The 25270-nt window shown below is 69.7% G+C and carries 20 protein-coding genes; 10 read left to right on the top strand and 10 right to left on the bottom strand.

Annotation, left to right across the window (positions count from 1 at the left end; all coding sequences use genetic code 11):
- Positions 1 to 57: 57 nt before the first annotated feature.
- From WMF46_RS04000 to WMF46_RS03985, 4 genes are all read right to left on the bottom strand, one after another.
- Complete coding sequence (locus tag WMF46_RS04000; RefSeq protein ID WP_437539753.1) at positions 58 to 552, bottom strand: cupin domain-containing protein; 495 nt, start codon at positions 550 to 552, stop codon at positions 58 to 60.
- Between the two features lie 118 nt (positions 553 to 670).
- Positions 671 to 1909: a DUF1552 domain-containing protein gene (locus tag WMF46_RS03995; protein WP_437987850.1), complete on the bottom strand. Its 1239-nt coding sequence runs from the start codon at positions 1907 to 1909 to the stop codon at positions 671 to 673.
- A 122-nt stretch (positions 1910 to 2031) separates the two neighbouring features.
- Positions 2032 to 3702 carry a DUF1592 domain-containing protein gene (locus WMF46_RS03990; RefSeq protein ID WP_437984377.1) on the bottom strand — a complete coding sequence of 557 codons (1671 nt, stop codon included), beginning with the start codon at positions 3700 to 3702 and terminating at the stop codon, positions 2032 to 2034.
- Positions 3703 to 4178: 476 nt separating this feature from the next.
- Complete coding sequence (locus WMF46_RS03985; RefSeq protein ID WP_437984376.1) at positions 4179 to 4985, bottom strand: hypothetical protein; 807 nt, start codon at positions 4983 to 4985, stop codon at positions 4179 to 4181.
- A 467-nt stretch (positions 4986 to 5452) separates the two neighbouring features.
- Between WMF46_RS03985 and WMF46_RS03980 the strand changes: the two genes are divergently transcribed.
- From WMF46_RS03980 to WMF46_RS03965, 4 genes are all read left to right on the top strand, one after another.
- Positions 5453 to 5854, top strand: coding sequence for a hypothetical protein (locus tag WMF46_RS03980; RefSeq protein WP_437984375.1), 402 nt, complete (start codon positions 5453 to 5455; stop codon positions 5852 to 5854).
- A gap of 76 nt (positions 5855 to 5930) precedes the next feature.
- A complete protein-coding gene (locus WMF46_RS03975) occupies positions 5931 to 6245 on the top strand; it encodes a hypothetical protein (protein ID WP_437984374.1) in 315 nt (104 codons plus the stop codon).
- A complete protein-coding gene (locus tag WMF46_RS03970; protein ID WP_437984373.1) occupies positions 6229 to 6516 on the top strand; it encodes a hypothetical protein in 288 nt (95 codons plus the stop codon). Before WMF46_RS03975 ends, WMF46_RS03970 begins: the two co-directional genes overlap by 17 nt.
- 287 nt (positions 6517 to 6803) lie before the next feature.
- On the top strand, positions 6804 to 7295 hold the full coding sequence (locus WMF46_RS03965) for a UPF0262 family protein (RefSeq protein WP_437984372.1): 492 nt from the start codon (positions 6804 to 6806) through the stop codon (positions 7293 to 7295).
- A gap of 139 nt (positions 7296 to 7434) precedes the next feature.
- Here the strand turns inward: WMF46_RS03965 and WMF46_RS03960 are convergent, their stop codons facing one another.
- The gene (locus WMF46_RS03960; protein ID WP_437984371.1) at positions 7435 to 7941 is read right to left on the bottom strand and encodes a DUF1993 domain-containing protein; all 507 of its coding nucleotides are present in this window, start codon (positions 7939 to 7941) and stop codon (positions 7435 to 7437) included.
- A 244-nt stretch (positions 7942 to 8185) separates the two neighbouring features.
- Positions 8186 to 8533, bottom strand: a complete 348-nt coding sequence (locus tag WMF46_RS03955) for a hypothetical protein (protein WP_437984370.1) — start codon at positions 8531 to 8533, stop codon at positions 8186 to 8188.
- Positions 8534 to 8561: 28 nt separating this feature from the next.
- On the opposite strand from WMF46_RS03955, the gene WMF46_RS03950 reads away from it, so the two are divergent.
- Positions 8562 to 8930, top strand: a complete 369-nt coding sequence (locus WMF46_RS03950) for a hypothetical protein (protein WP_437984369.1) — start codon at positions 8562 to 8564, stop codon at positions 8928 to 8930.
- A gap of 117 nt (positions 8931 to 9047) precedes the next feature.
- Here WMF46_RS03950 and WMF46_RS03945 read toward each other — a convergent pair whose 3' ends face one another.
- Complete coding sequence (locus WMF46_RS03945) at positions 9048 to 10961, bottom strand: response regulator (RefSeq protein WP_437984368.1); 1914 nt, start codon at positions 10959 to 10961, stop codon at positions 9048 to 9050.
- Between the two features lie 322 nt (positions 10962 to 11283).
- Between WMF46_RS03945 and WMF46_RS03940 the strand changes: the two genes are divergently transcribed.
- Positions 11284 to 12207 carry an RNA ligase family protein gene (locus WMF46_RS03940; RefSeq protein WP_437984367.1) on the top strand — a complete coding sequence of 308 codons (924 nt, stop codon included), beginning with the start codon at positions 11284 to 11286 and terminating at the stop codon, positions 12205 to 12207.
- A 22-nt stretch (positions 12208 to 12229) separates the two neighbouring features.
- Here the strand turns inward: WMF46_RS03940 and WMF46_RS03935 are convergent, their stop codons facing one another.
- Genes WMF46_RS03935 through WMF46_RS03925 form a run of 3 tightly spaced genes read right to left on the bottom strand, consistent with a single transcriptional unit; the run spans position 12230 to position 15175 of the window.
- The gene (locus WMF46_RS03935; protein ID WP_437984366.1) at positions 12230 to 13510 is read right to left on the bottom strand and encodes an APC family permease; all 1281 of its coding nucleotides are present in this window, start codon (positions 13508 to 13510) and stop codon (positions 12230 to 12232) included.
- Positions 13497 to 13829 carry a Rieske (2Fe-2S) protein gene (locus tag WMF46_RS03930; RefSeq protein ID WP_437984365.1) on the bottom strand — a complete coding sequence of 111 codons (333 nt, stop codon included), beginning with the start codon at positions 13827 to 13829 and terminating at the stop codon, positions 13497 to 13499. Before WMF46_RS03930 ends, WMF46_RS03935 begins: the two co-directional genes overlap by 14 nt.
- Positions 13817 to 15175 (bottom strand): iron-containing redox enzyme family protein, encoded by a 1359-nt coding sequence (locus tag WMF46_RS03925; protein ID WP_437984364.1) that lies wholly within the window; start codon positions 15173 to 15175, stop codon positions 13817 to 13819. The genes WMF46_RS03930 and WMF46_RS03925 overlap by 13 nt, the downstream gene beginning before the upstream one ends.
- Before the next feature lie 533 nt (positions 15176 to 15708).
- Here WMF46_RS03925 and WMF46_RS03920 point away from each other — a divergent pair.
- The 4 genes from WMF46_RS03920 (at position 15709) to WMF46_RS03905 (ending at position 24756) form a co-directional block, all read left to right on the top strand.
- On the top strand, positions 15709 to 16917 hold the full coding sequence (locus WMF46_RS03920) for an aminoglycoside phosphotransferase family protein (RefSeq protein WP_437984363.1): 1209 nt from the start codon (positions 15709 to 15711) through the stop codon (positions 16915 to 16917).
- A gap of 410 nt (positions 16918 to 17327) precedes the next feature.
- Complete coding sequence (locus WMF46_RS03915; RefSeq protein ID WP_437984362.1) at positions 17328 to 17567, top strand: ComEA family DNA-binding protein; 240 nt, start codon at positions 17328 to 17330, stop codon at positions 17565 to 17567.
- Between the two features lie 482 nt (positions 17568 to 18049).
- Entirely contained in the window at positions 18050 to 19018 is a 969-nt protein-coding gene (locus tag WMF46_RS03910) for a lipase family protein (protein WP_437984361.1), read from the top strand.
- Positions 19019 to 19158: 140 nt separating this feature from the next.
- The gene (locus tag WMF46_RS03905; protein WP_437984360.1) at positions 19159 to 24756 is read left to right on the top strand and encodes an nSTAND1 domain-containing NTPase; all 5598 of its coding nucleotides are present in this window, start codon (positions 19159 to 19161) and stop codon (positions 24754 to 24756) included.
- Positions 24757 to 25270 lie beyond the last annotated feature (514 nt).

Here is a 25270-nt window from a genome sequence, read left to right as displayed (position 1 = left end):
CCCCAGCGGCCGATGCGGTCTACCCCCCGGGAGACATCGATTCGGCCGAAAGCCCGCTCATCGGCGCGCCGTCTCCCATTCTGGGCTGCTCAGGAAGTACGTATCGTAGAGCTCCTGCACGTCGCGCAAGGTCTCGGGCGGCTCCTCGCCGTACGCGATACGCGTCAACTTGCGAAAGTAGTCGAAGCGCTCGACCCCTGGCGTGATGACGACAAGGAGCTCTGCGCCCTTGCCGCGCGCGGCGGCGAACGCGTGGGCGACCCGCGGAGGGACCACGAGGAGATCGCCCTTCTCGGCCGTCACGATGTCGCTCCCCGAGAGGACCTGCACGGCGCCGTCGAGCACATAGAACATCTCGGCCGAGGCGTCGTGACGATGGGGCCGCGCGCCGTCCGCGTCCTTCGCGAGCGTCACACGCACGGTGGAGAGGGCTCCGCCCGTCGCGCTGCTGTCCGCGAGGAGCTGGATCCGCGCGGCGGGAGAGCCGACGATCTCAGCGTCAGCGCCACGGACGACGACCGACCGATCGAAACAAGGCTGGATGATCGACATGCCGCCCAGTGAAGCACCCGTGGGCCGAGCGCTCACCTGGAAAAGCGTACGGAGCGCGCCCGCAGCCGGGGCGCCCCATGCGCTGCGTTCCGCGCCGCCGACGGGAGGCGGCGCCTGCTCAGGTGAGCGGCAGGGCGCCCCCGGTGTTCAGGACGCCCTCGCCGAAGCTCTTGACGTCCTCGAAGCCCATGTAGTGGAAGCAGCTCACGAGCATGTCGGCGAAGGAGCGATCGCCGCGGAAATCCATCAGCCGACCGCGCCGGAAGTGGTCGTGGGCCTTGCCCGCGAAGACGACCAGGCTGTCCTCGATGCTGTGGCTGTCGCCCTGCCCGAGCTCGTTCCAGTGCACGACGAGCGTATGATCCCAGAGCGTGCCGTCGCCGTCGCTCGTGTTCTTCAAGATCTCGTAGAGCTTCGTGTTCTGCTCCCAGAGGTGCCTGTGGATCTTGCGCACCTTGGCGAACGAGTCGTCGTCGCTGTTGTGCGAGATGTCGTGGTGCCCATCGCTGAGGCCCAGGTTCGAGTAGACGCGGTTGCTGGTGTTGCCGCTCCAGTTGAAATGCACCACGCGCGTCAGATCGCAGGCGAACGCGAGGGCGCTGATCTTGAAGAACAGCTCGCCCATGATCGCGTGGTTCTCGTCGGCGTAGGGGTTGATCCTCTCGCCGAGCGGGGTCTGCACGCAGGCGGCCGCGCCGTTGCCGGCCTGGAGCGCGCGCTCGACGTCGCGCATCGCGTCGAGGTGCTGCTGGATCTTGGCGCGGTCCTCGGCGCCGACCCGGGTGAGGAGGGAGTTGCCCTCTTCGCGCACCAGATCGATGGCCGACTGCTTCTTCGCCAGGCGCCTCAGCACCTCTTGCTGCGCGCCCCCGTCGCCGGGCATGGCGGCGAAGATCCGGGCGTAGGCCTCGTACGGGTCGGTCTCCGGCGGGATCGGGTTCTGATCGCCCGCGGGCCCCGCGTGGGAGTGCGTGTTCCAGATGTCGTTCCACTTGTCCCCGACGCGGTACACGAGGTGCCGGTGCGCGACGCTCTCGTTGGCTTCCAGCACGCGACCGCCGATCGCATAGTCGGCGCTCGGCCCCTCCACGTAACCGATGGTGGTCTCGGTGCCGCCGATGGGGAACGACCCGGTGCCGGACTTCCACGGAGCGAGCGAGCTGCCGCCCTGCTGGTGGTTGTCGGCCCGCTCGGACTCCGGCAGATCGTAGAAGCGCTTGTGCAGGTTGTTGAGAAAGAGGAGATCCTCGCGGTACGGCTCGAGCGGGGCGAGGAACTCGCCGAGCTGAAAGCTCGTCTCGCCGCGGGCGTCGAAGCGCCTCTCCGTCTCATCGCCGTTCGCCTGGAACACGAACATGATACGGCGCGGGGACGGCGTCGTCTGGGCTCGCGCGCGGCTCGAACGCATCGCATCGAGGAACGGGAGCGCGAGCGCAACTCCGGATGCGCCACGCAGGAAGGTACGGCGGCTCAGAGGTTTCATTGTTTCTCCGGGACGATGACGGGGCGGTAGCGGAAGGCGTCGGTCTGCGTGAGCGCGACCAGGAGCTCGGACAGGCTGTAACCGCTGTCCTTGAACGCGAGCGAGAGCGACGCCATCGAGCAGCGATCGGCGTCTGTCTTGTCGCGACCGTAGAAGAAGCGGAAATTTTGCAGCACGTAGCAGGCGCGCGCCTCCTCGCTCTGCGCGAGGCGCTGGCCCAGCTCGGCGGCGTTCGCCACAGGGCCGTTGACGTCGCGCGTGCTCGAGATGGCGCTCGAGGTGTCGATCGGCCTGCCGGCCTCGTCCGTGGCGCGGGGGCGGCCCACGGCGTCGAACGACTCGAACACAACGCCGATGGGATCCATCAGCGCGTGGCACCCCGCGCAGCTCGGCTCGGTGCGGTGGAGCTCGAGGCGCTCGCGCTGCGAGAGCCCCTCTCCCAGGCCCTCGAGATCGAGCTTCACGTCGTTGGGCGGCGCGGGCACGATCTGGCACAGGAGATCGGTGCGCACCTTGAGGCCGCGGCGGACGATCGAGGTGCGCGTCGCCTTGTCGCGCGTGAGCATCATGCCCTGGGTCAGCACGCCCGAGCGGCCAGGCATGTCGACCTTGATGAAATCGTCGCCGCTCACCCCGCTCACGCCGTAGTGCTGCGCGAGCGCGCCGTTCACGAAGCTGTAGTCGGCGGCGAAGAGGTCGTCGAGCGAGCCGCTCGGGCTCGCGAGCAGGTCCTGCACGAACGCGCGCGTCTCCTCTCGCAGCAAGGCGGGCAGGTCGCGCGAGAGGTCCGGATACACCTCCGGATCGCGGTTCATGCTGCTCAGCATGTCGGTGTCGAGCCACTGGTCGAAGTACTCGAGCAAGCGCTCGGCCCTGGGATCGGCCAGCATGCGCCGCACCTGGGCTTCGAGCTGCTCCGGCGTGCCGAGCTCGTCCGCCTCCGCCGCCCGCGTGAGCTCCTCGTCCGGCTGCGACTGCCAGACCAGGTACGAGAGCCGCGAGGCCATCTCGTGCGGCGTGGGCTCGGTGACGTCCCCCGTGCTCGCCTGGCCGAGCTCGACGCGATAGAGCACGTTCGGCGACTGCAGCATGCTGAAGACAACCCACTCGATGCCGTCGTCGAAGGTGTACCCGTCCGATCCTGCGGTGAAGCGCTCCTCGTAACTCTGGACCTCGGCTTCCGTGAGCGGCCGGCGGTACGCCCTGGCGCCGAAGGTGCGGATGAAGTCGCGCGCGCACTCGATCTCGCCGATCTCCTCCGGATCGCAGGAGACGAGGCCCGAAGCGTGGGCCGCGACAGCGGCGACCTCCTCCGCGGCGTCGAGGAACTTCTGCGCGACGAGCGAGCCGACGTTCAAGAAGCTCGCGTTGTTGCGGAAGCCGAGCGACTCGGACTCGTTCGGAAATGTGGCGACCACCTTGTCGACGGCGGAGGCCACGCCCGGGACGCCGGAGAAGAGATCCTTCACCGTGTTGGCGTACTCGTAATTGCTGAGACGGCGGAGCGGCGCCGTACCGGGCCTCGGCGTCTGGCAGAACGCCGAATCCAGCACGTCTTCCGGGGGCTCCACGATCCCGGGCTCGTCCCCGCCGGGGCCCGTGCCAGGCCCCGTGGACTGGCCGGGCCCGCCGATCTGGCCGTTGCAAGCCGCGACGAACGCGAGCAAGAGCGGCGCAGCGTACCTGAGTTGTGAGCCGAAAAGCTCGAGAGGCCAGCGATGCGTGTTTTGCTCGGGGTTCACCGTGTTCTCCACGCCGCGCCCGAAGGAAGGCACGAGTTGGTGCGAGCGCCGACCACATGGATCGGCACCTGCACGGGTTCCCGACGCTGCGACTCAACAGCGCCGATTTGATATTATGTACCAGAACCTGTCCCGTCCGGCTCACGGCAGAGGTCGATTGCGAACACTTTTGTGCCCCAACGACCCACCAACCCACCCATTTTATCTACTGCCGTCGCGTTTTTGAACCTCGACGGTAGCTGCGCGCGGCGCCTCGCCGCACAGCACTGCCGAGAGCAGATAGTTCAACTATCAACGATTTTGACGCCTGGACGACGGCGTGGTCCAGGATCACCTCGGCGCGTCTCGCTGAGCGCGCGCGATCCCAGCGCCGCGCCGCCGAGGGGCCTCCCCTCACGCGATCACCTGTAGAAGCCGACATCGTCGATGTAGACGTCGAACTCCTCGCCTTGCACGAACCCGAACTCGATCGCGAAGAGCCCTGTGAGGTCGATGGCATCGGCCGTGGGTTCGGCGCCCTCGCCGCCGCGCGCGAACTGCTCGAAGGGGATCACGACCTGGGCCCACGCCGTGCCGAGGCGCGCGTTGAAGGACCAGTCGTCGAAGCACGGATTGGCCACGTCCTCTCCCGATTCATCGCAGATGCCGCCCGCGGGGTCGGAGGTCTTGTCCGTGATGTTGACCTTCATGGTCGTCGCCGCGCTCGCTTTGCCGAGCTTGGCCCAGAACACGATACCGCTGTACGCCGACGCGTCGTAGGCGAGCAGACCCCCGTCGGGGCCGTTCAGGGCGAAGCCGAACCCGGCGCCCCACTCGGTGAAGCCGGATCCGAACGAGTGCATCGCCATCGTGCTCTCGCCGCGCGGCTCCGCGAGCGCCTCCGGGATGAACCCGACGGGATTCTCTTCCGTGTAGACCGGGGGAGTCTGCGTGCCCGTCCCATCATTGAAGCTGTACCAGTAGCCGACCCTGCCACCCGCCTCATCGATGGCGCTGTCGCCGTCTTCCATGTCGTCGATCAGCTCGACGTCGGCGGGGACGACCACCTCGCCCCCGCCCGCGCCCGCGCCGGCCTCACCACCCGCGCCCGCCTCGCCGCCCGCTCCTTCCACCAGGTGGTAGCCGTCGTCCAGCCCCACGAGCGTGGTGCATCCACCGGCTGTGAGCGTCCACGCCGCGCACATCCATGCTGCACGCCTCTTCGCCATATCTTCTCCTACCACCACCCCGCGGGCGCGGTCCACCGCGGCCCCCGCCGCAGCCTTGGCACCCCGAAAAGGCTGCAACGGCCGCCGGCGTTGGACGGATCTCCCCTACGGCGCGGGGGGACACCCGGGACTTGCGGCGCAGCGCCGATCCGTGAGACCTTCTGTGCGTGAGTTCACCCAGAGCGCCTGAATCGACAGACCTGGTCGTCGAAGATGTAAGGCGCAGCCTGGACGCTGCCCGCGAGGAGCTGTCGGCTGCAGCCGCTGCGCTCTCCGGAAAACGCGGAGACGGGGGATGGGCACGTTACCGAACCGCGCACGACAAGTGCATCTCGCTCGAGCGAGATCTCGCCCGCGCGACCGGGGAGGAGTGTGCCGTCGAGATCCCCTGGCAGCATCCTTGGGATGTCGGCGCCCCACTCCCGCATGTTCTCTCGTCGAGCTCCAGAACTCTCGTCGTCTACAACATGCGCGAACCTGACCCCGCGTGGGACGGCTCGTATGCGACCGTGGTCGATCCCACCAGCGCCGACCTGCGCCTGATCGCCATCGTCGAATTCGAGCGATGCCTCGCCCACAAGTTCGGTTCACCGAATGACGAGGTGCTCCACGGACATCCCCTGCACGGCCGCGGGCTGGTGGCGTATGCTGCGCACATCGTCGAGAGGTCTCGATGGATCGCCGAGCTGATGAAGATCAACTCGGTTCACAGCGAGTACGATCCAGATTGGTGGAAGCAGTATCGACACTACTTGCTTGCCTTCCACGACGAGACGTTCGAGTGCATCGCCCGGGGTCATTCACTCAAGCAGACGATGTCGTCGTTCCCCGAAGCGCTCCACTCGTGCACAAGGAGCATCCTGGCGTGACGTCGCCGCCCGACAAGCTGCTGAAGCAAACGCCGCGGCTCGATAGCGGCACGTCGGGCAGATCTGGGTCACTCCCATGGCCATAGACTTCAGAGATTTCGCCATGCTCGTGTCGCTCGACGCCCAGGGCCGCCTCGTTGACCGGTTCGAGCTGGTCATTCCGCTGGAGACGACACGCTCGTGCTTCTCACGCCCACCTGATTTCGAAGGTGGATCGGTCGTCTCGTGGGGCGCGCTGACCCCGGAGGAGGCAGAAGACCTCGTCGCCCACGACGCCGATCCCGAGCATCGATCGGAGACCCTTGATCTCGTGCGAGAGCTCTTCGCGGCAGGCGCCTCGACCCGCGTGAGCCTCTACTACGCCGACTCGAACCATGCCTACCGACCTTGACCTGCTCATCGTGGACCCAGACAACGCTGCCGTTGTTTGTAGCCGCTCCCTCGGCGGCAACTTGACGCTCGAGCGCGCTCGACAGGTCCTCGGGCGGGAGCCTGCTACGCGGATGCCAGGCCTGGAAGCCTGGAGCGGCGTATCGCCCGATGAGCTCCGGCAGATCTCCAGCGCGAGCTACGCCCATGGCGCGGATCCAGCGGAGATCGACGTCATCGCGCAGCGCTTCCCATCCCCAAGGTATCTCTGGATCCTGGTGAGGGATTTCTAGCGCTGCCGTCGCGATACGGGCCTTGTGCCACACACGAGGAGCCCCATGGCGATGCCGCGGTTCGCCCTCGCGCGCCAAGCGCTGCGCGTATTCCGGCGGTCGCTCGGCGTGACGAGGCAGAGGTTGCGGCGAAATTCTATCCTGGGCGTTCGAGGGTCCCGGCGACGATCGTGCACCGGGCCAAATACGGACAATATGTAGTTTATGGAGTTCTGTCGATTTCCTCGGTGGCCGACGGTGAGCGGTTACAACCGTGAGGAGTGAGCGCTACACTGAGCTCAGCCCATATGCCCGTCCATGCCATCCGAATCGAAGAGCGCCTCTGGTCGATTTCCTCGCCGCTCCGCAGGCAGGAGTGGCGCACGCTCACGATCGATATCGTCTCCGGCGAGCCGCCCTGGCCCTCGCGCGAGCCCTGCACCCTCGTCGCCGGTTGCGACGACAGAGACCTCCACTTCGTCTTCACCGGGAGCTCCCCCTCGGCAGACACCCTCGCCCTCGCCCGGGCGGAGGTCGCGCCGCTCGTGGGCGAGTACGTGGGCCTCATCCAAAAGCTCTCCGGGGGCGACCTCTACCCCGCCCACATCGAGCCCATCGACATGGCCAAGCGCGTCCTCCACGACGCCGGCGCAAGGCGGATAGGCGCCCTCCTCCCCGACCTGAGCCCGAGCTTCGAGACGCGCCGCCGCTTCTTCTCGCTCGTCGTCTCGCTCCTCGTCGACACCACGCGGCTCGGCCCGCTCCCAGCACATCACCACGATCCGAGGCGCGCGCGGTAGCGAAACGACGACGAGCGGCGGTCACCCGCACAGGAGACGGGCCCAGATCGGCGTTTTCGGCGCGGAAGCGCACTCCCGTGCGCTGAGCACCGAAAACGTCGAGGTGGGCCCGTATCCGCAGCGGGTTACCGCTGCTCGATCAGCGGGCGCCTAGGAAGTCTAGCTTGCCGACCTCGAGCCCGTTGTGGCGCAAGATCGCGTAGGCGGTCGTCACGTGGAAATAGAAGTTGGGCAGCACGAAGTTCAGCAGGTAAACCAGGCCCTTGAACTGCAGCGGCTGATCGCGCGTCGGGATGGTGACATCGCGGTCCTCGGAGCCGTCGATCTGCTCGGGCCGGAGGCTGTTCAGGAACGCGACGGTCTTGGCGATGCGGGCCTGTAGGTCGTCGAAGCTGGCCTCGTTGTCCTCGTACTTCGGCAGGTCCACGGCCGCCAGCCGCGCTCCACAGCCCTTGGCCGAGTCGGAGGCGATCTGCACCTGGCGCGTGAGCGAGAGCATGTCCGGGGCGAGGCGCGCGTCGAGCAGGACGCGAGGCTCGATCTTCTTCGCCTCGGCGTACGCGGCGGCCTTGGTGAGGATCACCGAGAGGTTGCCGAGCATCCTGACGAGCACCGGGACCGAGGCCTGATACATCGAGATCGTCATCTTCTCATCTCCTTGCTATCGCACGGTTCAGGCAGCGCGTTCCCCGCACGGCGCACGCGGCGCGGCGCCGGCGCACCCCCCGGCGGGGACGCGAGCAGGCGCGAACATAGGGCATCCTGCCCGCCAGGCAAGCACGCCCTCTCACGCAGGGGCCGCCCGCGACCCCCGAGCGCCCGAGCACGGCCCTCGTTCACGCTGATCCATGGACTCCGGCGCTGAGGACACGCCCGCGGGGCGCTCCGCGTCATGACGCGCTCGTGAAGTAATGTAAAGAGCATTGACGAATGTGATTGGATGACGGGGTGCCGCGGCGAGCGGCTCGGTGCCGGGGAGGGAGCGCGACGGAGCGCGCCGTGATGGCCCTCGACGGCCGCGGGGGCGGCAGGCTATAGGGGGCGCCGATGCGACACATCCTTTTCCTCGGCTTGTTCACGGCTGCGCTGGCGACCGCATGCGGCTCCTCGACGACCGATCCGGAGCCGACCGGGAGCGGCGGGTCGGCCGCCAGCTCGACGAGCGAAAGCTCGGCGAGCGCCAGTTCGACGACCTCCAGCTCGGCGAGCGCCAGTTCGACGACCTCCAGCTCGGCCACGGGCGCAAGCTGCGCTCCTGGCGAGACCATGTCCTGCACCTGTCACGCCGTCGGCGCGCCGGGCGTCGCGACGTGCCTCGCCGACGGCAGCGGCTACGGGCCGTGCATGGAGCAAGGCGGCGGCGCCTGCCGCTGTCCGCTCGGGCGCAGCGACGGCTGCTGCCCTGGCGACGGCATCTGCTGTGCGTGCGTGCAAGGCTGCGATCCGAACACCGATCCCCTGCAAGATCCCGAGACGGACGCGCTCATCGCCTGCGTCTGCGCGACGGGCGTGTGCGCCGACGAGTGCGAGAGGGAGTGCGCCGGCCAGGGCATCGCGGCGGACTGCAGGGCGTGCGTGCAGCAGGCGGGCGCGGACTCGTGCAAGGCGGAGTACGAGGCCTGCGGCGGGACGTGAGCCCGCGCCGCGCATCGCGCGGCGCGCGGCGCGCGGCCAATTACGCGCAGGAGGCCGGCGCCGATTCCCCACTTCCTGACCGGCGCCGATTCCCCACTTCCCCACCCCGGCCCGCCGCTACATCCTCTCGGGCTCTGCCGCTCTCGCCTCCAGCAGCGCATCGATCCGCCGGAGCAGCTCCGCCGGATTGATCGGCTTTGGCAGCACGCGTCCCCCGTGGGCCGAGAGGAACCGCCTGCTCACCTCGCTCGTGCCCCCTCCGGTCATGAACAGCACCCGGTCGACGAGCGCCGGCAGCTCCGCCTCGAGCCACTCGTAAAGCTCTATCCCCGTGCCCTCCTGCATCACGATATCACAGAGCACGACATCGAAGTTTGCGTCCAGCCGGAGCGTCCTCTGGGCCTCTCTGCCCGAGCGCGCGCAAACGACCTCGTGCGACGCCTCGAGGAGCCCGCGCAGCGCGCGCAGGAGGAGGGGCTCGTCGTCCACGATCAGGATCCGGGCGCGCCGCGCCGGCTCCTCATCATCCCGCGCGGGCGCGGGCGACGCGCGGCGAGGGGCCAGCTCGGCGCTCGCCCAGGCGGGCAGCCGGACGCGGACGCAGGTGCCGACGCCGGCCTCGCTGCTGACGCCGATGGTTCCGCCGCACGACTCCACGATGTTGCGGCAGATCGCGAGTCCGAGCCCCGTCCCCTCCCCCGCGCGCTTCGTGGTGAAGAACGGCTCGAACAGCCTGTGCATGTGCTCCTCGGGCACGCCGCAGCCGGAGTCCACGATCTCCGCGACGACCTCCCGGCCCTGATCGCGGGTCCGCACCTCGACGACGTTGTCGGCGACCCGCCCCTCCCGGATCGACTGCGCCGCGTTGATGAGCAGGTTGACGAACACCTGCGTCAGGCGCCCCTCCGCGCCGCTCACGGGCGCGACCGAGGCGAGCTCGCGCACGACCCGCGCGCGGTGCTTCATCTGGGAATGCACGATGTTGAGCGCGCTCTCGATCACCGCGTTGACGTCGGTCGGCCCGATCGCCTCGTTCGCCTCCGCGCGCGCGAACACCCCGAGATCCCCGACGATGTCCACCACCCGCGCGGCGCCCTGGCGGGCGTCCGCGAGCGGCTGGGCGAGGTGCTCGGTGGCGACGCCCTTGCCGGCCAGCCGCCGCACCTCGCGGGCGAGCAGCTCGAGGTTGGCCACCACGTACGCGAGAGGATTGTTGATCTCGTGGGCCACGCCCGCCGCGAGCTGGCCGACCGCGGCCAGCCGCTCGCTGCGCTCGAGCCGTGACCTCAGCTCCTCGGCGCGGCGCCGCCCGGTCACGTCGCGCAGGAGCGCCATGCGCGAGGGGCGCCCCTGCCAGTCCACGTCGACCCAGCGAACGTCGAGGACGACCTGCTGCCCTCCGATCTGCAGGCTCGTCTCGCCGGCGCAGAGCGCCGCGGGGCAGCTCCGCCCGGCGACGGGGCGCCCGTCGCCCAGCAGCGACTCCGCGGCGGGGTTCGCGAAGAGCACCGTCCCGGAGGGATCCAGCACGATCACCCCGTCGGCGCTCCGGGCGATGAGCTGGTGCAGGTTGGCCTCGTTCTCGCGGGCCTCGGCCATCGCCCGCGCGAGCTGCGTCAGGAGCTGCTGGCGGCTGACCGCATAGCGGATGGCTCGCCACAGCGTGTCCGCGTCGAGGCCCCGCTTCACGAGGTAATCCTGAACCGACGCGCCGAGCGCGCGCTCCGCGAGGCGGACGTCGTCGTGGCCCGTCAGCACCACGATGGGCACATGGGGGTCCACCGCCCGCACCCGCTCGACCACCTCGAGGCCCTCGCCATCGGGCAAGGAGAGGTCGAGGAGGACGACATCCCACCCCTCGTTCACGCGCGCGAGCCCGGCGGCGAGCGTCTCCTCGTGCGCGAGCTCGGCGCGCTGCCACGGCACGGCGTCGAGGTGGCTTTGCACGACGGAGGCCGCGATGGCGCTGTCCTCGATCAGCAGGAGGCGAAAGCAAGGCGCAGGCGGCGCCCGGCTGGGTTCAGCGGACATGGTGACCCCCTGATGGCTAAGGAACGCCAACGCTTTCCGGGAATCAAGCGCCTCGCGCCCTCGCCGCCCTCGCCGCGCCGGCGGCTCGCAGCGCGGGCGGAGCCGGGATTGCCGCGCTCCTCCGCCGCGGACGACGCAACGCACCATTCAACGCACCATTCCGGCGTCGGTGGTGGTCAACTTTGCCCGAGAAAGATCACAGGGAGACGGGGAGACAGGGAGATTTATTAAGTTTTTTCTCCCTGCCTCCCCGCTCCCTGTCCAGATTCGACCAGCACGCCGGCGTCCGCGGACCGCGCCATCGGCGCTATCGTCGCCGGAAATGGAGTTCCTCCTCTTCCCGAAGATGCCGTGCCTGGGCGCGAGCGACGCTCCGACCTGGGTCGCGCTCGAGAAGATCCACGGCGCGCAGCTCGTGATCGGCGTGGACGCGGCCGGCGTCCATTTCGGCAAGCGCAAGGAGTGGCTCCGGGACGAGGACCCCTTCTTCGGCTGGCAGCTGCTGCGCGCGTCGCTCCGGGACGCCGCCCGCGCGGCGCACGCGGCGGTCGGCGCGGCGCGGCTCGTCCTCTACGGCGAGCTCTTCGGCGGCGGCTACCCGCATCCGGACGTGCCCTCGGGCGGCGTGAGCCCGGTGCAGACCGGGGTCTGGTACGCGCCCGACCTGCGGTGGGCGCCCTTCGAGCTGCGCGCGGTCGATGCCGGCGAGGACGCCTTCCTGGCCTGGAGCGAGGCGGCCCCGATCGCCGCCGCGGCGGGGCTCATGATGCCCCCGCTGCTCGCCCGGGGGCGCAAGGTGGAGATCGCCGCCGTGCCCGAGCGCTTCCCGTCGCGCGTCGCGTCCGCCCTGGGGCTGCCGCCCCTCGGCCCGGAGAACCTCGCGGAGGGGCTGGTGGCCAAGCCCGACGTCCGCATGCCGGCCGGGGCCTACATGGCCTTGAAGCGCAAGATCGCCGAGATGCGCGAGGACCGCTTCGACGAGAGCGCGCCGTGGGACCCGGAACGCCCGGTCGACCTCACCACGCTGATCCGCTGGGGGGAGCGGCTCGTGAACGGCCCGCGCCTCGCGTCCGCCGCCTCGAAGGTGGGGCGCCACGATCGGGCGGCCGTCGACGAGGAGGCGGCCCTCGACGTGCTCGTGGACCTCGAGGCGGCGTTCCCCGGCGCGATGCGCGCCCTCTCGCCCGAGGACGGCGAGGCGCTCGAGCGCGCCGTCCGGGCCGCCGTCGCGGGGCAGCTGCTCTGAGCCCGCGGCGCCGAGCGCTCGATCAGCGCGCAGCGAGCCAGCGCGCCGAGGCGGCGCGCACCGCGTAGGGCAGCGCGAAGAGCCCCGCGGCATAGAGCAGCCCCCAGCCGAAGACGCGCATGAAGATCAGACAGGCCAGCAGGGCCACGACGCCGAACACCCGGGCGCCGCGCGACGTGGCGAGTCGTAGATAGGCGACGACCGCGAGCGTGTAGAGAAGGAAGAAGTTCTGCCCCGAGAGCCGCAGGAGGTCATCCAGGCTCAGCAGCCCGGTGGCGGCCACTCCGATGACGCCGGCGAAGAGCGCGGCGAGCGCCAGCACCGCCGGGCGCGGCGTGGCGTGCGCCCCGGAGAGCCTGGTCAAGCCGAGGCGCCTCGGCGCCCAGCCCTGGCGCCCGATGTCGTAGATGAGCCTCGACGCGGCCCAGCAGGCGCCGTTCAGGTTCACGAGGACGATGGCCGACACCACGATGGCTCCGAGGAGCGATGTCTCCGCGCCTGTGCCGCGCTCGATCGCGACGAGCAGCGGCGCGTAGGCGAGCAGCGGATCGTCCAGATCGACGAGCGCCTGCACGGCGAACGCGGCGCCGAGGTAGAGCAACAGCACGATCACGAAGCTGATGGCCACGGCCAGGGGGAAGTCGCGGCGGGGGTTCTTGAACTCCTCGGTGGTGAAGGCCAGCATCTCCCAGCCGGTGAAGGCGAAGAACGCGAGGGCCATGCCGTTCCACACGCCGCGCGGCGACGGCGCGCCGGCCGAGAAGTCGATGCGATGCCAGTTCAGCGCCGCGAGCACGCCGAGCAGGCAGAGGACCAGGACCAGCGCGGTCACGACCACGTTCTGCAGCGCCGACGCCGTGCGCGCCCCAAGCCACGCGAACGCGAGGACGGCGAGGAGGAAGAGCGCCCCGAGCCCGGCGCCGGCGAGCCGCAGCGCATCGGTGTCGCCGGGGCCGAGCGCCGATGCCAGGTAGTTGCCGCCCGTGATCGCGATCGCCGGCAGGCCGAGCGAGAAGGTGCCGACCAGGAGGTAGCTGCACCCGAGCCGCAGGGACGGGAACGCCTCTCCCACGAAGCCGGCCACGCCGCCCGCCGAGGGGAAGCGGCGCGCGAGGTGGGTCATGGCGATGAGCAGCGGGATCACCAGCAGGGCATCGAGCAGCCAGGAGAGCGGCGCCCAGCCGCCCGCCTCGCGGTACACGAGGCCAGGGAGCGAGAGCATCCCGGCGCCGACCACGACGCCGACGGCGAGCGTGACGGCTCCATAGATGCCGATCGTCTTGCGGAGGCTATTGGGATTCATTGGCGAGGACCCTGCAGTGCCGGACACGGACAGGCGCCTCGTCGCCGAGCGGGAAGACCGCGGCGATCTCGTCTCCGCGCCGCACCGCCGGTACGGCGCGGCGCGCGAGGGTCGAGGGGGAGAACGAAGCGTCGTGCCAGGGGCAGGTGAGGGCGCCGTTCGTGCCGGCGCGCCGGCCCAGGTGGAGCGGTCCGCCGCGGTGCGGGCACCTGCTGGGGCACAGGAGATGGCGGCCACGCCCGATCCTGAGCAGGAAGTAGGGCTCTTCGCCGACATAGAAGAGCATGCGCTCGTCGGCCTTGAATTTCACGACGCGCATGGCGCTCCCCTCTCGAGCGTGAGCGTCGAATAGCGGCACCTCTCGGACGTGACGAGCGAGCCGTGCAGTCGCCCCCTGGGGATGAGGATGCCCTGTCCCGCCCCGAGGTGGAGGCGCTGCCCGGGCGATGTCACGAAGTCGAGCCCTCCGTCGTCGACGAAGAAGAGCTCGTCTTCATCGTGGACGTGGGGCACGCTCAGCGTGCCCCTGGGCTCGTCGAAACGCTGGAGAGCCCGATCGACGGCGCGATCCGGGTCGGCGAGCAAGGCGCACGCCCGCGCGCGATGCTCTTCCGCGCGATCGGAGAACTCGATCTGCGCGATGATGTCGGCGTCCGCCAGGTCCTGGAGCAGCGCGAACTCCTCGAAGCCGCGCACGATCTGCGGGATGATCTGCTCTCCGCACCGCCGCACCACGGGCAGGATGATCTTCTCCAGCGCCATGCGGCCGTGATGGACGTCGATGTGTACGTGCTCGTCGAAGTAGCGTGTGTCGATGGCTTCCGGGAAGAGGCGGCGCAGCGTGCGCGATTGCAGGCCGTTCGCCCAGGCGAGCGTCGCCTCCGTGTAGAGCAAGGCGCCGAGATATCTGAAGAAGTGGGCGTGCCCGCGGGAGACCATGTGGAAGTAGTTGACCAGCGAGATCGACGAGGGCAGGTAATACTGCCAGTACGCGTGCACGTCTCGCGACAGGCCCCGGCTGTCGAGGGTCGCCTCGAACAGGCTGCTGTGCTTCTCCTGGTGCACGCCATAGCCGTACTCGTCGACCAGCACCTTGAACAGCTCCGACAGCGGAGCGCCGTAATTGCCCATCACGTTGCGCGCCATGGCCGAGGCCTCCGAGAGGAAGTCCGACGCAGCCTGGACCAGGAAGAGGTCCGCCGCCGGCCGCGCGTCACGCGCGCGCTCGATGGCCGTCGTCACCGCGCTCTCCTCGGCGCTGGTGATGGCCGTGATGCGCGTCGACAGGTACGCGCACATCGCGCCTTCGTTCCAGCGGCCGGACACGTCGATCTCCTCGTCGAGGAAGCCGAAGAGGTGCCGCTCGAGGAGGTGGCGCACCCGCTCGCCCGCCACCTTGTGCTCATCCGAGTAGAACGCCTGGAAATCCGACGCCACGCGCGAGAAGCCGCCCTCGGGCAGGAACAGAAGCTCCTGTTCATAGACGTTCATCAGAAGCCGCTGCGCGAGCAGGGCGCCCTGCGAGGAGAGCCCATCCTGGGTGAGCGTTCGCGAGAGGTCGAGCTGGTCAACGTCCTGCGGGCGCACGGGGCGCCGGTAGGGGTTGCCGTCGATGCGAAAGCCGCTGGGCTGACCGAAGAGCGGAGCACATGCATAAGCGCGCAACTGCTCGCGGCTGTCTTCTGCGGATTGCCGGACAGCGACAGGTTCCCGCTGGGGACCTGCACCTCCCTCCGTCGGCTCGAGAGCGCGCCGCGAGCCGTCGAGCCGAAGGACAGGGGCCAAGTGAGACAATTCCATGATTTTGCTCCGTTGGATTCCGCGTCTTCCGTCGGCCCCGCGCGCCGCGCGCGCCGCTGAAGTCGCCGTGTTCCTCTGCGCGGAGTGAGGAGCAATCGTCGTACCATGGCTCGCTCCACCAGCCGGGACGCAAGGGGCGCAAGGTGAGGCGGCTACCAGGGTTGAGTCCTCCGTGGCGTTGCGTGATTGAGCAACACGACACCACGGAGCCGAAGCTCGGAGCGCGGCAGGTGCCGCTCGGTCGCATCGTGTAAGGGGATGTCCCGAGTCGAGAGCAAAGAAATCTCCTTACCGCAAATGTCCCCCAGCGCCGAAACCTGCGCCGAGCGTATAACTCGGCCGCTCGCGTTGTGGCGGGCGGAACTGGAGCGACGCCGGCCATTCGCTATCATCGCCCGGTGCCGACCCACCCGCCGCGCCTCGTTCGACTCGTCCTCCTCACCGCGACGGGCGAGCTCGTGGGCGCGCTGCCGCCCTACCCTGTCGCGACGCCGTGGTGGCAGGACGTCCGATCGGTCGTCCGGGGTGCCCTCGAGCGCTTCGGCCTCCAGGTGACGGTCCTCCGGATGCTCGCCGCCGAGCTCCCGGTTCCACACGGCGGAGCGGTCACCTACCTCGCGGAGGCCGCGATCGACGCGCCGCCGCCTGACGTCGAGCCCTGGCGCGGGGCGCTCGACGACCACCCGCTCCGGCAGCCGTGGGCTCGGCCGGGCGGGCCTGCGGACGACCTCGCCTGGGCGGACGCCGTCCTGCGCGATCGGGGCCTCTCGCGGACGGCGCCCGCCGAGCAGATGCGGTCGTGGAACCTGTCGAGCCTGTGGCGGCTCCGGGCCGGCGACCAGACGCTCTGGCTGAAGCACGTCCCTCCGTTCTTCGGGCACGAGGGGGCCGTGCTCGCGCGGCTCGCGGGCGGGCCCGTGCCGGCCCTCCTCGGCCACGACGGCCGGCGGATCCTGATGCCCGAGATCCCGGGCGAGGATCTCTACGAGGCCGATCTGCCGGTCCGGGAGCGGTTGGTCTCGCTGCTTGTCGGGCTGCAGCGCGACGCGAGCCGGCAGGTCGACGACCTGCTTTCGCTGGGGCTGCCGGACTGGCGCGCGCCGGCCCTGACCCGGCTCATCGCGGACGTGGTGGAGGGGACGCCCGAGCTGTCCGCCGGCGATCGGACGACCCTCGACAGGTTCGTCGATGGCCTGCCCGAGCGCTTCGCTCGCCTGGCCGAGGCCGGGCTGCCCGACACGCTGGTTCACGGCGACTTCCACGTCGGCAATGCCCGCGGCGGCGCGACGTCGGCCGTCCTGCTGGACTGGGGCGACAGCGGCGTCGGGCATCCGCTGCTCGATCAGCCAGCGTTCCTCGACGGGGCCCCGCCCGGCGCGGTCGAGCCGCTCCGGAGCTCCTGGAGCCGCGCGTGGCGCGCCGCGATCCCGGGCTCCGACCCCGAGCGCGCCGCCGAGCTGCTCGCGCCCGTCGCAGCGGCCCGCCAGGCGACCATCTACCGCAAGTTCCTCGACAACATCGAGCCGTCGGAGCACCCCTACCACGCGAGAGATCCCGTGGAGTGGCTCGCGAGGACAGCCGCGGTGGTGCGCTCTCGATCCTCCTAGTCTCGACGTGGGCACAGTGAAGGTCAACACGGTCAAGACGCGAACTCACTCGCTCTACCGCCAAGACCTGCACGGGTACCACTGCGCCCGATGCGCCCCGGCGACGTCGAGCACCAGGAATTCGAATACCTTCGGCGCGGGACCGTGAACTTCGTGGCGTTCACGAGGCGTTCGGTCGACCGCTCGGCCTGTCGCCAGCGTCGAACGTGCGAGCAAGCTCGGACCAAGGGGCGACGCGCCGCTCGCCTGGAGTCGCCGCCGGCGCCTTGCAGCCCCCGCGCCGAGCGGCTGCTCGGTCCAATCTTGCTGTTCGACGCCGCGGGCCCCTCCCCACCCCGAGCATGGTGCACCATGCTCGGGGTGGGTAAGGGCCAAACGACCGCAGTCATAGAACTTGCCCGGGGGCGCGAATGGCTGACACGACCGACATCAACAAGGCGAGCGCGGATGAGTTTCAACGGGTGAGCCAGGTGAGCGAGCAAGGCGCGCAGATCATCGTTCAGAAGCGCGAGCAGCTCGGGGGGTTCAGCAGCTGGGAGCAAATGCAACAGGAGACCGGCATCAGCACGATGATGGTAGAGAGCCTGAAGGACGCGGGCTTTTACGTGACGCACGCGAGCACGTCGGCGCGCCGTACACAGCCTCGGTGAGGCAGCGAACGAACAGCCTGAGGCTGCTCTTGAGGCTGGGCGCGTCGAGACACCCTACGAGGCCTTGAGCGGCATGGGTCGGCCCCGCCGGGGAGAGAGCGCGGCAGGGCTGTTGTTCGCCGCCGCGGAGCGGCTCCGTTCGACATGGTCGCGAAGCGGCTTCGTCCATGCCGCCCCGTTCGCCCTGGTCGCTTGACGCGCGCAGGCGCAGGCGCACAGGTTGGCATCGAGGACCTGCCAGCGGTAGGCTCGTCGAGCGCGCACACAGGATCCGTGGCAAGGTGCTTGCCTGTCCGACTCGCACGAAGCGGCGTCCTGGGAAGCCAGGCAGCTTGATGACGGGAGGGCTCATGACCGATTCCATCGTTGCAACGCCGTGTCTGGAGATAACGGGGCTGTCAGCGGTCCCCGGATCGGATGCCGCGGCCGAACCATCCGCCGAACAAGGCACGATCCAGCGGATGTTGCGGGTGGATCCGGCGATGCGCGAGCCCGACGCCGAGGCGACGCTCATCCTGTCCCTGGCATCGGCGTGGATGTACTCGGATCTGGACACGCTGGAGAAGGCGATGTCGGTCTACGGCGACTGGGACCTCGCGAGGATCAGCGTGCGGAACGATGCGCTCTTCGTGGCGAGCGACGTGTGCTTCATCCAGAGCAGGTGCAGGCGGCTTCTCATCCTGTGCGTCAAGGGCACCGAGCCGGGGAACCTCTTCAACTGGCTCACGGACGCGAGCGTCGCGTCGCAGCGATTCTGTTCGCTCGGGCACGTCCACGGCGGCTTCGCCCGCAACGTCGATGTGATGTGGTCGATCATCGACAAGCATCTCGCCGCAGCGCTGCGCGGCGAGCACATCCGTGATGTCCTCCCGGGCACCGAGATATCCCCGCGCCCCGACGTCGCGTCGACGCCTGCCGCCGGGCATGCGCCCGAGGCGCAGGGCAAGCTGGAGGCGCTTTTCATCACCGGTCACAGCCTGGGTGGAGCGATGGCGGCCCTCATCGCCGCGCGCCTGTTCACGGACAGCAAGTACGGGGAGATCCGGCAGCGGCTCCGCGGGGTCTACACCTTCGGGCAGCCCATGATCGGCGACGCGGGCTTCGCTGCCAGGGCCGGAGAGCTCTTCGGGGACAGGCTGTTTCGATTCGTTTATGACAACGACATCGTGCCGCGCCTGCCGCCGCTCTCGACGGGGTACTTCGTGCACTTCGGGAGGGCGCACCGCTCGAGGGGGCAGGGGTGGACGTACGAGGGCAAGATCGCGGGCCAGACGCGCACGTTCCTCGTGAGCGCGGCGGTCGGCATCTTCGCCTGGGTGAAGGAGCAGCTGCCCATCATCCGATGGGTGCCGGTGCCGTTCTCGTGGGGCGATCACTCGCCGGCCAACTACGTGGAGGCGTCGCAGCTAGGCACGGCCCAGCCAGCCATCTTCCGATTCAGGCTTGAGTAGGCGGGCACCGCGCCCCCGCCCCTCGGCGCCGGGCCGCCGTGGGCGTCCGGCTCCGCGCGCCACGTGACGCGTCGATCTGACGGTGCGTGACCGCTCGCCCGAGGCTACCGCGCGAGGCGGCAGCGACCGGAGGGGCTGTGATGAACCAGGAGACCCTCGCTCCAAGGACGGTGTTCCAGGGCTGCTACGAGATCCTCTCCCTGCTCCGGGAGAGCAGGCTCGCCGTCGTCTACGAGGGGCGGCAGATAGCGAGCGGGCAGCCGGTCGTCCTCAAGATCATGCGCCTCCCCCGGGACCACGGCCCCGCGGATCTGGCGCGCCGTCGCCGCTCGCGATTTCTGCGGGAGATGAGCCGCTGCGCGCGGCTCCACCATCCCGGCATCGTCCGGCCCATCGACGCGGGGCAGGCCGACGAGGGTCAGCTCTATGCTGTCTTCGAGCGCGTGCCCGGCCAGAGCCTGGCCGAGCTGCTGTCGGCCCAAGGCCCGCTCGATCCCCCGGAGGCGCGGCACCTGATGAGGCAGGTCCTCGACGCGCTGGGCTGCGCGCACCGGCAGGGCGTCGTCCACGGGGATCTCAGGCCGGCCCACGTGATGGTCGTGCCCTCGGAAGCACAGCGGAGCGCCCTGGTGCTCGGCTTTGGCTTCAGCGCGGTCGCCGCTGTCGCGCGAGCGGACCAGGAGGAAGCGCCCGTGTCCGGCCGCGAGCTCGTGGGCTCGCAGGCTTACCTGGCGCCCGAGCAGCGCCGGGGGTTCCCGCCGACGGCGCGCTCGGACCTGTATGCCTGGGGGCTCGTATTCCTCGAGTGCCTCACGGGCAGGCGTGCAGGCCGCGGCGGGCCGCCGGAAGGAGCGGCTCTCCAGCGAGATGGCCGTGAGCCAGTGAGGATGCCTCGAGCGCTCCTCGAGCACCCGCTCGGCACCCTCTTGCGACGGGCGACGGTCGAGGAGATCGCGGCGCGGAACGTCACGGCCGACGGCCTGCTGCGCGAGGTCGACGCCTGCGATGTGGGCGGGCTCCGCCGGGAAGACCTGGTGAAGCACGACGAGCTGGCGATCGGAGCAGCGAGAAGGACAGAGGAGCGAGCGAGCAGCGCCGCGCTTCCATCGGCATTGGCAGCGGCGCGGATGCCGGAGGAGCGAACAGGCAACGCTGAGCCCTCCCAGGAGGAGGCGGCTGCGCCACCGTCCGCTGGGCCCGCAAGGGGCGTCATGCGTCTGGAGGCCGGCGACCGCATCAAGCATTACGAGATCATCCGCAAGCTGGGCCAGGGCGGCATGAGCGTCGTGTACCTGGCCCGCGACATGAAGCTCGGCCGACTTGTCGCGCTCAAGCTCCTGCTCAGGTACAGCGGGCACAGGATCGAGCGCTTCCTGGCCGAGGCGCGGGCCACGGCGCGCTGCAGGCACGACAACATCGTGGTCATCTACGAGGTCGATGAGATTCGTAAATATCCCTACCTCGTGCTCGAATACATCAAGGGTCGCACGCTGCGCGAGTGGATGGCCCAGCGAGAGCACCCCGGCGCTTCCGGGTCGCCCGGGGCCCACACGCCGCCCGGCCCGAGGGCGCCCAACGTCGTGATCGAGCTCATGACTCCGGTGGTTCGCGCGCTGGTGTGCGCGCACGAGCACGGGATCGTGCACCGCGATCTCAAGCCGGAGAACATCCTCCTGGATGACGCCGGATGCATCAAGGTGGTCGATTTCGGTATCGCCAAGCAGATCGAGGCCAAGGTGGTCTCGACGATGACGAGCGCCCGGGCGGCGCTCGCCGGAGACGCTGGCCAGCGCCGGAGAAGCGCGGCTGTCGGCACGCCACGGTACATGTCCCCCGAGCAACTGCTGGGCGGGGACGTCGATCATCGCGCTGACCTGTGGGCCGTGGGCATCATGCTGTACGAGCTGCTCACGGGGGAGCACCCGCTGGAGCCGTTCTCGCGCGCGCGGCTCTCGGACATCGCGAGCTTCGATGTTCCGATGCCCCGCCTCGGCGAGAAGCGCCCGGATGTGGGTGCGCTTGGCGCCCTGGTCGACCGTTGCTTGAAGAAGAGCAAGGCCGAGCGCGTCGGCTCGGCCTTGGAGCTCCTTGCCGAGCTCGAGGCGCTCTTGCCCGGTCGCAAGGCGCTCGACCTCGGCGAGGAGGAGAGCCCGTTTGCCGGCCTGTCCGCCTTCCAGGAGGCGGACGCGGCGCGGTTCTTCGGCCGCGATCGTGAGATCGCCGCCACGACGGCGCGGCTGCGCAACCAGCCGCTCCTGGCCGTCGCCGGGCCCTCCGGGGCAGGCAAGTCGTCGTTCGTGCGCGCGGGGGTGATCCCGGCCTTGAAGGGATCCGAGGAGCGCTGGGAAGCGTTTGTTCTGCGCCCAGGGCGCCGTCCCCTGTCCTCGCTCATCGATGTGCTCGCGCAGGTCGCCGGGGCGGAGTCCACGAGCAGCGCAGCGACGGGTCCGCCCGAGCTCCCCGATCACGACGAGCTGCTCGCCACCCTGCGCTCCCAGCCGGGCTATCTGGGTGTTCGGCTGCGCGCGCGCTGTCGCCGTGCGGGATCCGTGCACCGTATCCTGGTCTTCGTCGATCAGTTTGAAGAGCTCTACACGCTCGGCGCCGCGCCCGAGGAGCGGGCGGCGTTCGTCGCCTGCCTGGAAGCTGCGGCCGACGACGCCTCGTCGCCCCTGCGCGTCCTGCTCGCCGTCCGCTCGGACTTCCTCGATCGGATGGCCGAGGATCATCATTTCATGAACGACGTGACCCGCGGGCTCTGGTTCCTTCCGCCGATGGGGCGCGACGGCCTGCGCGAAGCCTTGACGAGGCCGATCGAGGCGGCCGCTCATCGCTTCGAGACGGCGGAGATGGTCGAGCACATGCTGAGCACGCTCGAGAGCACGCGGGGCCCCTTGCCGCTCTTGCAGTTCACGGCCGCTCAGCTCTGGGAGGCGCGGGATCGCGCGCGCCGGGTCTTGACGCGGGACAGCTATGACCAGCTCGGCGGCGTCGCCGGCGCCCTGTCCACCCACGCGGACGCGGTGCTCTCGGCGCTCCCATCTCGCGAGCAGCGGCTGGCCCGGGCGGTGCTCTTGCGCCTGGTCACGCCCGAGCGCACGCGCGCGGTGGTCAGCCTGGATGAGCTCCGCGAGCTGGCCCAGGACGGCGAAGGCGATGCCGGCGACGCGGTCGTGCAGGTGGTCCAGCGCCTCGCCGGCGCGCGGCTCCTGCTCATCGAAACTGGCGAGGAGACCGGCGGCGCGCGCGATCGCGCGACGGTGGAGCTGGTCCACGAGTCCTTGATCGAGAGGTGGCCGAAGCTCAGGCAGTGGCTCGCCGAGAGCGAGCAAGATGCGCAGTTCCTGGCGCGGCTGCGCTCCGCCGCTCAGCAGTGGGAGGCGAGCGACCAGGCCGAGGGGCTGCTCTGGCGCGATCGCACGGCGCAGGACGCCAGGGCGTGGCACGAGCGCCATCGCGCTGCCCGCGGAGCCGATGGGCGCGTCGGGCTCAGCAGGCGCGAAGAGCGCTATCTTTTGGCCGTCGTGGACCACACCGAGCGCGCGCGCCGCTTGCGCTGGCGGCTCGCCACCGGCGCGATCGTCGCGCTTGCGGCGATCGCAGTCATGGTGTCGTACCTGGCGGTTCGCGCCGATGAGGAAGCGGTTCATGCGCAGGTCGAGGCCCTGCAGGCGCGCAACGCTACCCGCATGGTCACGGCGCATGAGCAGCAGGCCGATCCCACGAGCGTGCTCGCGATCTTGCGCGAAATCGAGCCGCCCGACGTGCCGCGAGGGTGGGCGGCCCTCGCACGATGGGCGCTGCACAGCCAGGTCGCTCACACGGTCCTCAGCCATCCGGATGCGGTCCTGTTCGCGGGCTATAGCCCCGACGGCCTGCGCATTGTCACCGGGTCGTACGATAAGATCGCACGGGTGTGGAACGCCGACGGCACGGGCGAGCCCCTGGTCCTTCGCGGTCACGAGGATCGGGTCTATTCGGCGGCGTTCAGCCCCGATGGCAAACGCGTCGTCACCGGGTCGGAAGATAACACCGCACGGGTGTGGAACGCCGACGGCACGGGCGAGCCCCTGGTCCTTCGCGGTCACGAGGATGGAGTCCATTCGGCGGCGTTCAGCCCCGATGGCGAGCGCGTCGTCACCGGGTCGCTCGACAAGACCGCACGGGTGTGGAACGCCGACGGCACGGGCGAGCCCCTGGTTCTTCGCGGTCACAAGGATGGGATTTGTTCGGCGACGTTCAGTCCTGACGGCAAGCGCATTGTCACCGGGTCGTACGATAAGACCGCACGGGTGTGGAACGCCGACGGCACGGGCGAGCCCCTGGTTCTTCGCGGTCACGAAGATGGAATCGGATCGGCGGAGTTCAGCCCCGATGGCAAGCGCATCGTCACGGCGTCGTTCGATAGTACCGCGCGGGTGTGGAACGCCGACGGCACGGGCAAGCCCCTGGTCCTTCGTGGTCACGCGGAGGAAGTCTATTCGGCGACGTTCAGCCCCGATGGCGAGCGCATCGTCACCGGGTCGCTCGACAAGACCGCACGGGTGTGGAACGCTGACGGCAGGGGCGAGCCTCTGGTTCTTCACGGTCACGACGATGAGATTCGTGCAGCGTTCAGCCCTGCCGGCAAGCGCATCGTCACGGCGTCGACTGACAAGACCGCACGGGTGTGGAACGTGGATGGCACGGGCGAGTCCTTGGTTCTTCGCGGTCACGAGGACGAGGTCTGGTCGGCGGAGTTCAGTCCCGACGCGAGGCGCATTGTTTCTGCGTCCGAGGACAAGACTGCACGGGTGTGGAACGCGGATGGTACGGGTGAGCCCCTGGTCCTTCGCGGTCACGAGAAGGTGGTCAGTACGGCGGCGTTCAGCCCCGATGGCAAGCGCATCGTCACCGCGTCGTTTGACAAGACCGTACGGGTGTGGAACGCGGATGGCACGGGCGAGCCCTTGGTCCTTCGCGGTCACGAGGATCCGGTCTATTCGGCGGCGTTCAGCCCCGATGGCAAACGCGTCGTCACCGGGTCGGAAGATAACACCGCACGGGTGTGGAACGCGGATGGCACGGGCGAGCCCCTGGTGCTTCGCGGTCACGAGGATGGCATCGAATCGGCGGTGTTCAGCCCCGACGGCAAGCGTATCGTCACCGCGTCCTTGGACCAGACGACGCGGGTCTGGAACGCCGATGGCTCCGGCGAGCCCCTGGTCCTCCGGGGTCACGGGCACACGGTGTGCTCCGCGGCGTTCAGCCCCGACGGCAAGCGAATCGTCACCGCGTCCCAGGACAGGACAGCGCGGGTGTGGAACGCCGACGGCTCCGGCGAGCCCTTGGTCCTCCGGGGTCACGTGCACACGGTGCATTCGGCGGTGTTCAGCCCCGATGGCAAGCGCATCGTCACTACTTCCCAGGACAAGACGACGCGGGTGTGGAACGCCGATGGGACGGGCGAGCCCCTGGTCCTCCGCGGCTCCGACTCTCCGGTCAACGCCGCGGCCTTCAGCCCGGATGGCAAGCGAATCGTCACCGCGTCCGACGACAGGCTCGTGCGGGTGTGGACCGACCTCGAGCCGCTCCGCGGCGTCGACGACCCGAAGCTGTGGACCGCGACCACCTACTGCATGCCCGTCGAGCGGAGGATAGAGCTCCTTCGCGTGCCCGAGCCCATGGCCCGAGCGAACCGAGACGCCTGCCTGCGCCGCGTCGAGGAGGCTCGCGCGGCGGCCCGGGAGCAGCGGTGAGCTGTTTCCGCCCTTCGGTGGCCATCCATTCCGGTCTCGGATCCGCCGCCCCCCTCGCCATGGCACGCTGCCACGTCGCGACCTCCTCGCGCCCCCTCCGAGGCCTCCCGTTTCGGTCCCGGCCTAACCCGGCCCCCTCGCGAGGCCGCCCCACCCCATCGCGACCTCCCCGTTCCGCCTCCCCTCTCGCGCCGCCCTACGCCCTCACGGCGGAAACCTCAGCGACTCCCCTTCCTCCCCGTCGTCTCCGCAGGAGCCCAGCACGTCCGGGTTCGCCCCCTGCCCTCCGGCGCCGGCGACCGCCTCGCTCGAGCCTCGGGGCCTCGGCGCGGCCCTGCGCGCCGAGGGTCAGGCCGGCGACGAAGAAGAGCCCCGCCGTCGCACGCGCGGCGGCGAGGCGAGGCCGGCAGCGCACGAGGCGAGAGCGAAGCGGGACCGGGCAGGGCACGCCGAGCGGCCTGGTCCTGCGGCGGCTGACGCCACAAGGCCAGGCCGGAGCGCCCGCTGCGCTGCG

This window comes from Sorangium sp. So ce117 (assembly GCF_051524395.1).
GTDB lineage: Bacteria > Myxococcota_A > Polyangia > Polyangiales > Polyangiaceae > Sorangium > Sorangium cellulosum_B.
Note: the sequence above shows the minus strand (reverse complement) of the source record. Positions and strands in the feature narration are given on the sequence as shown.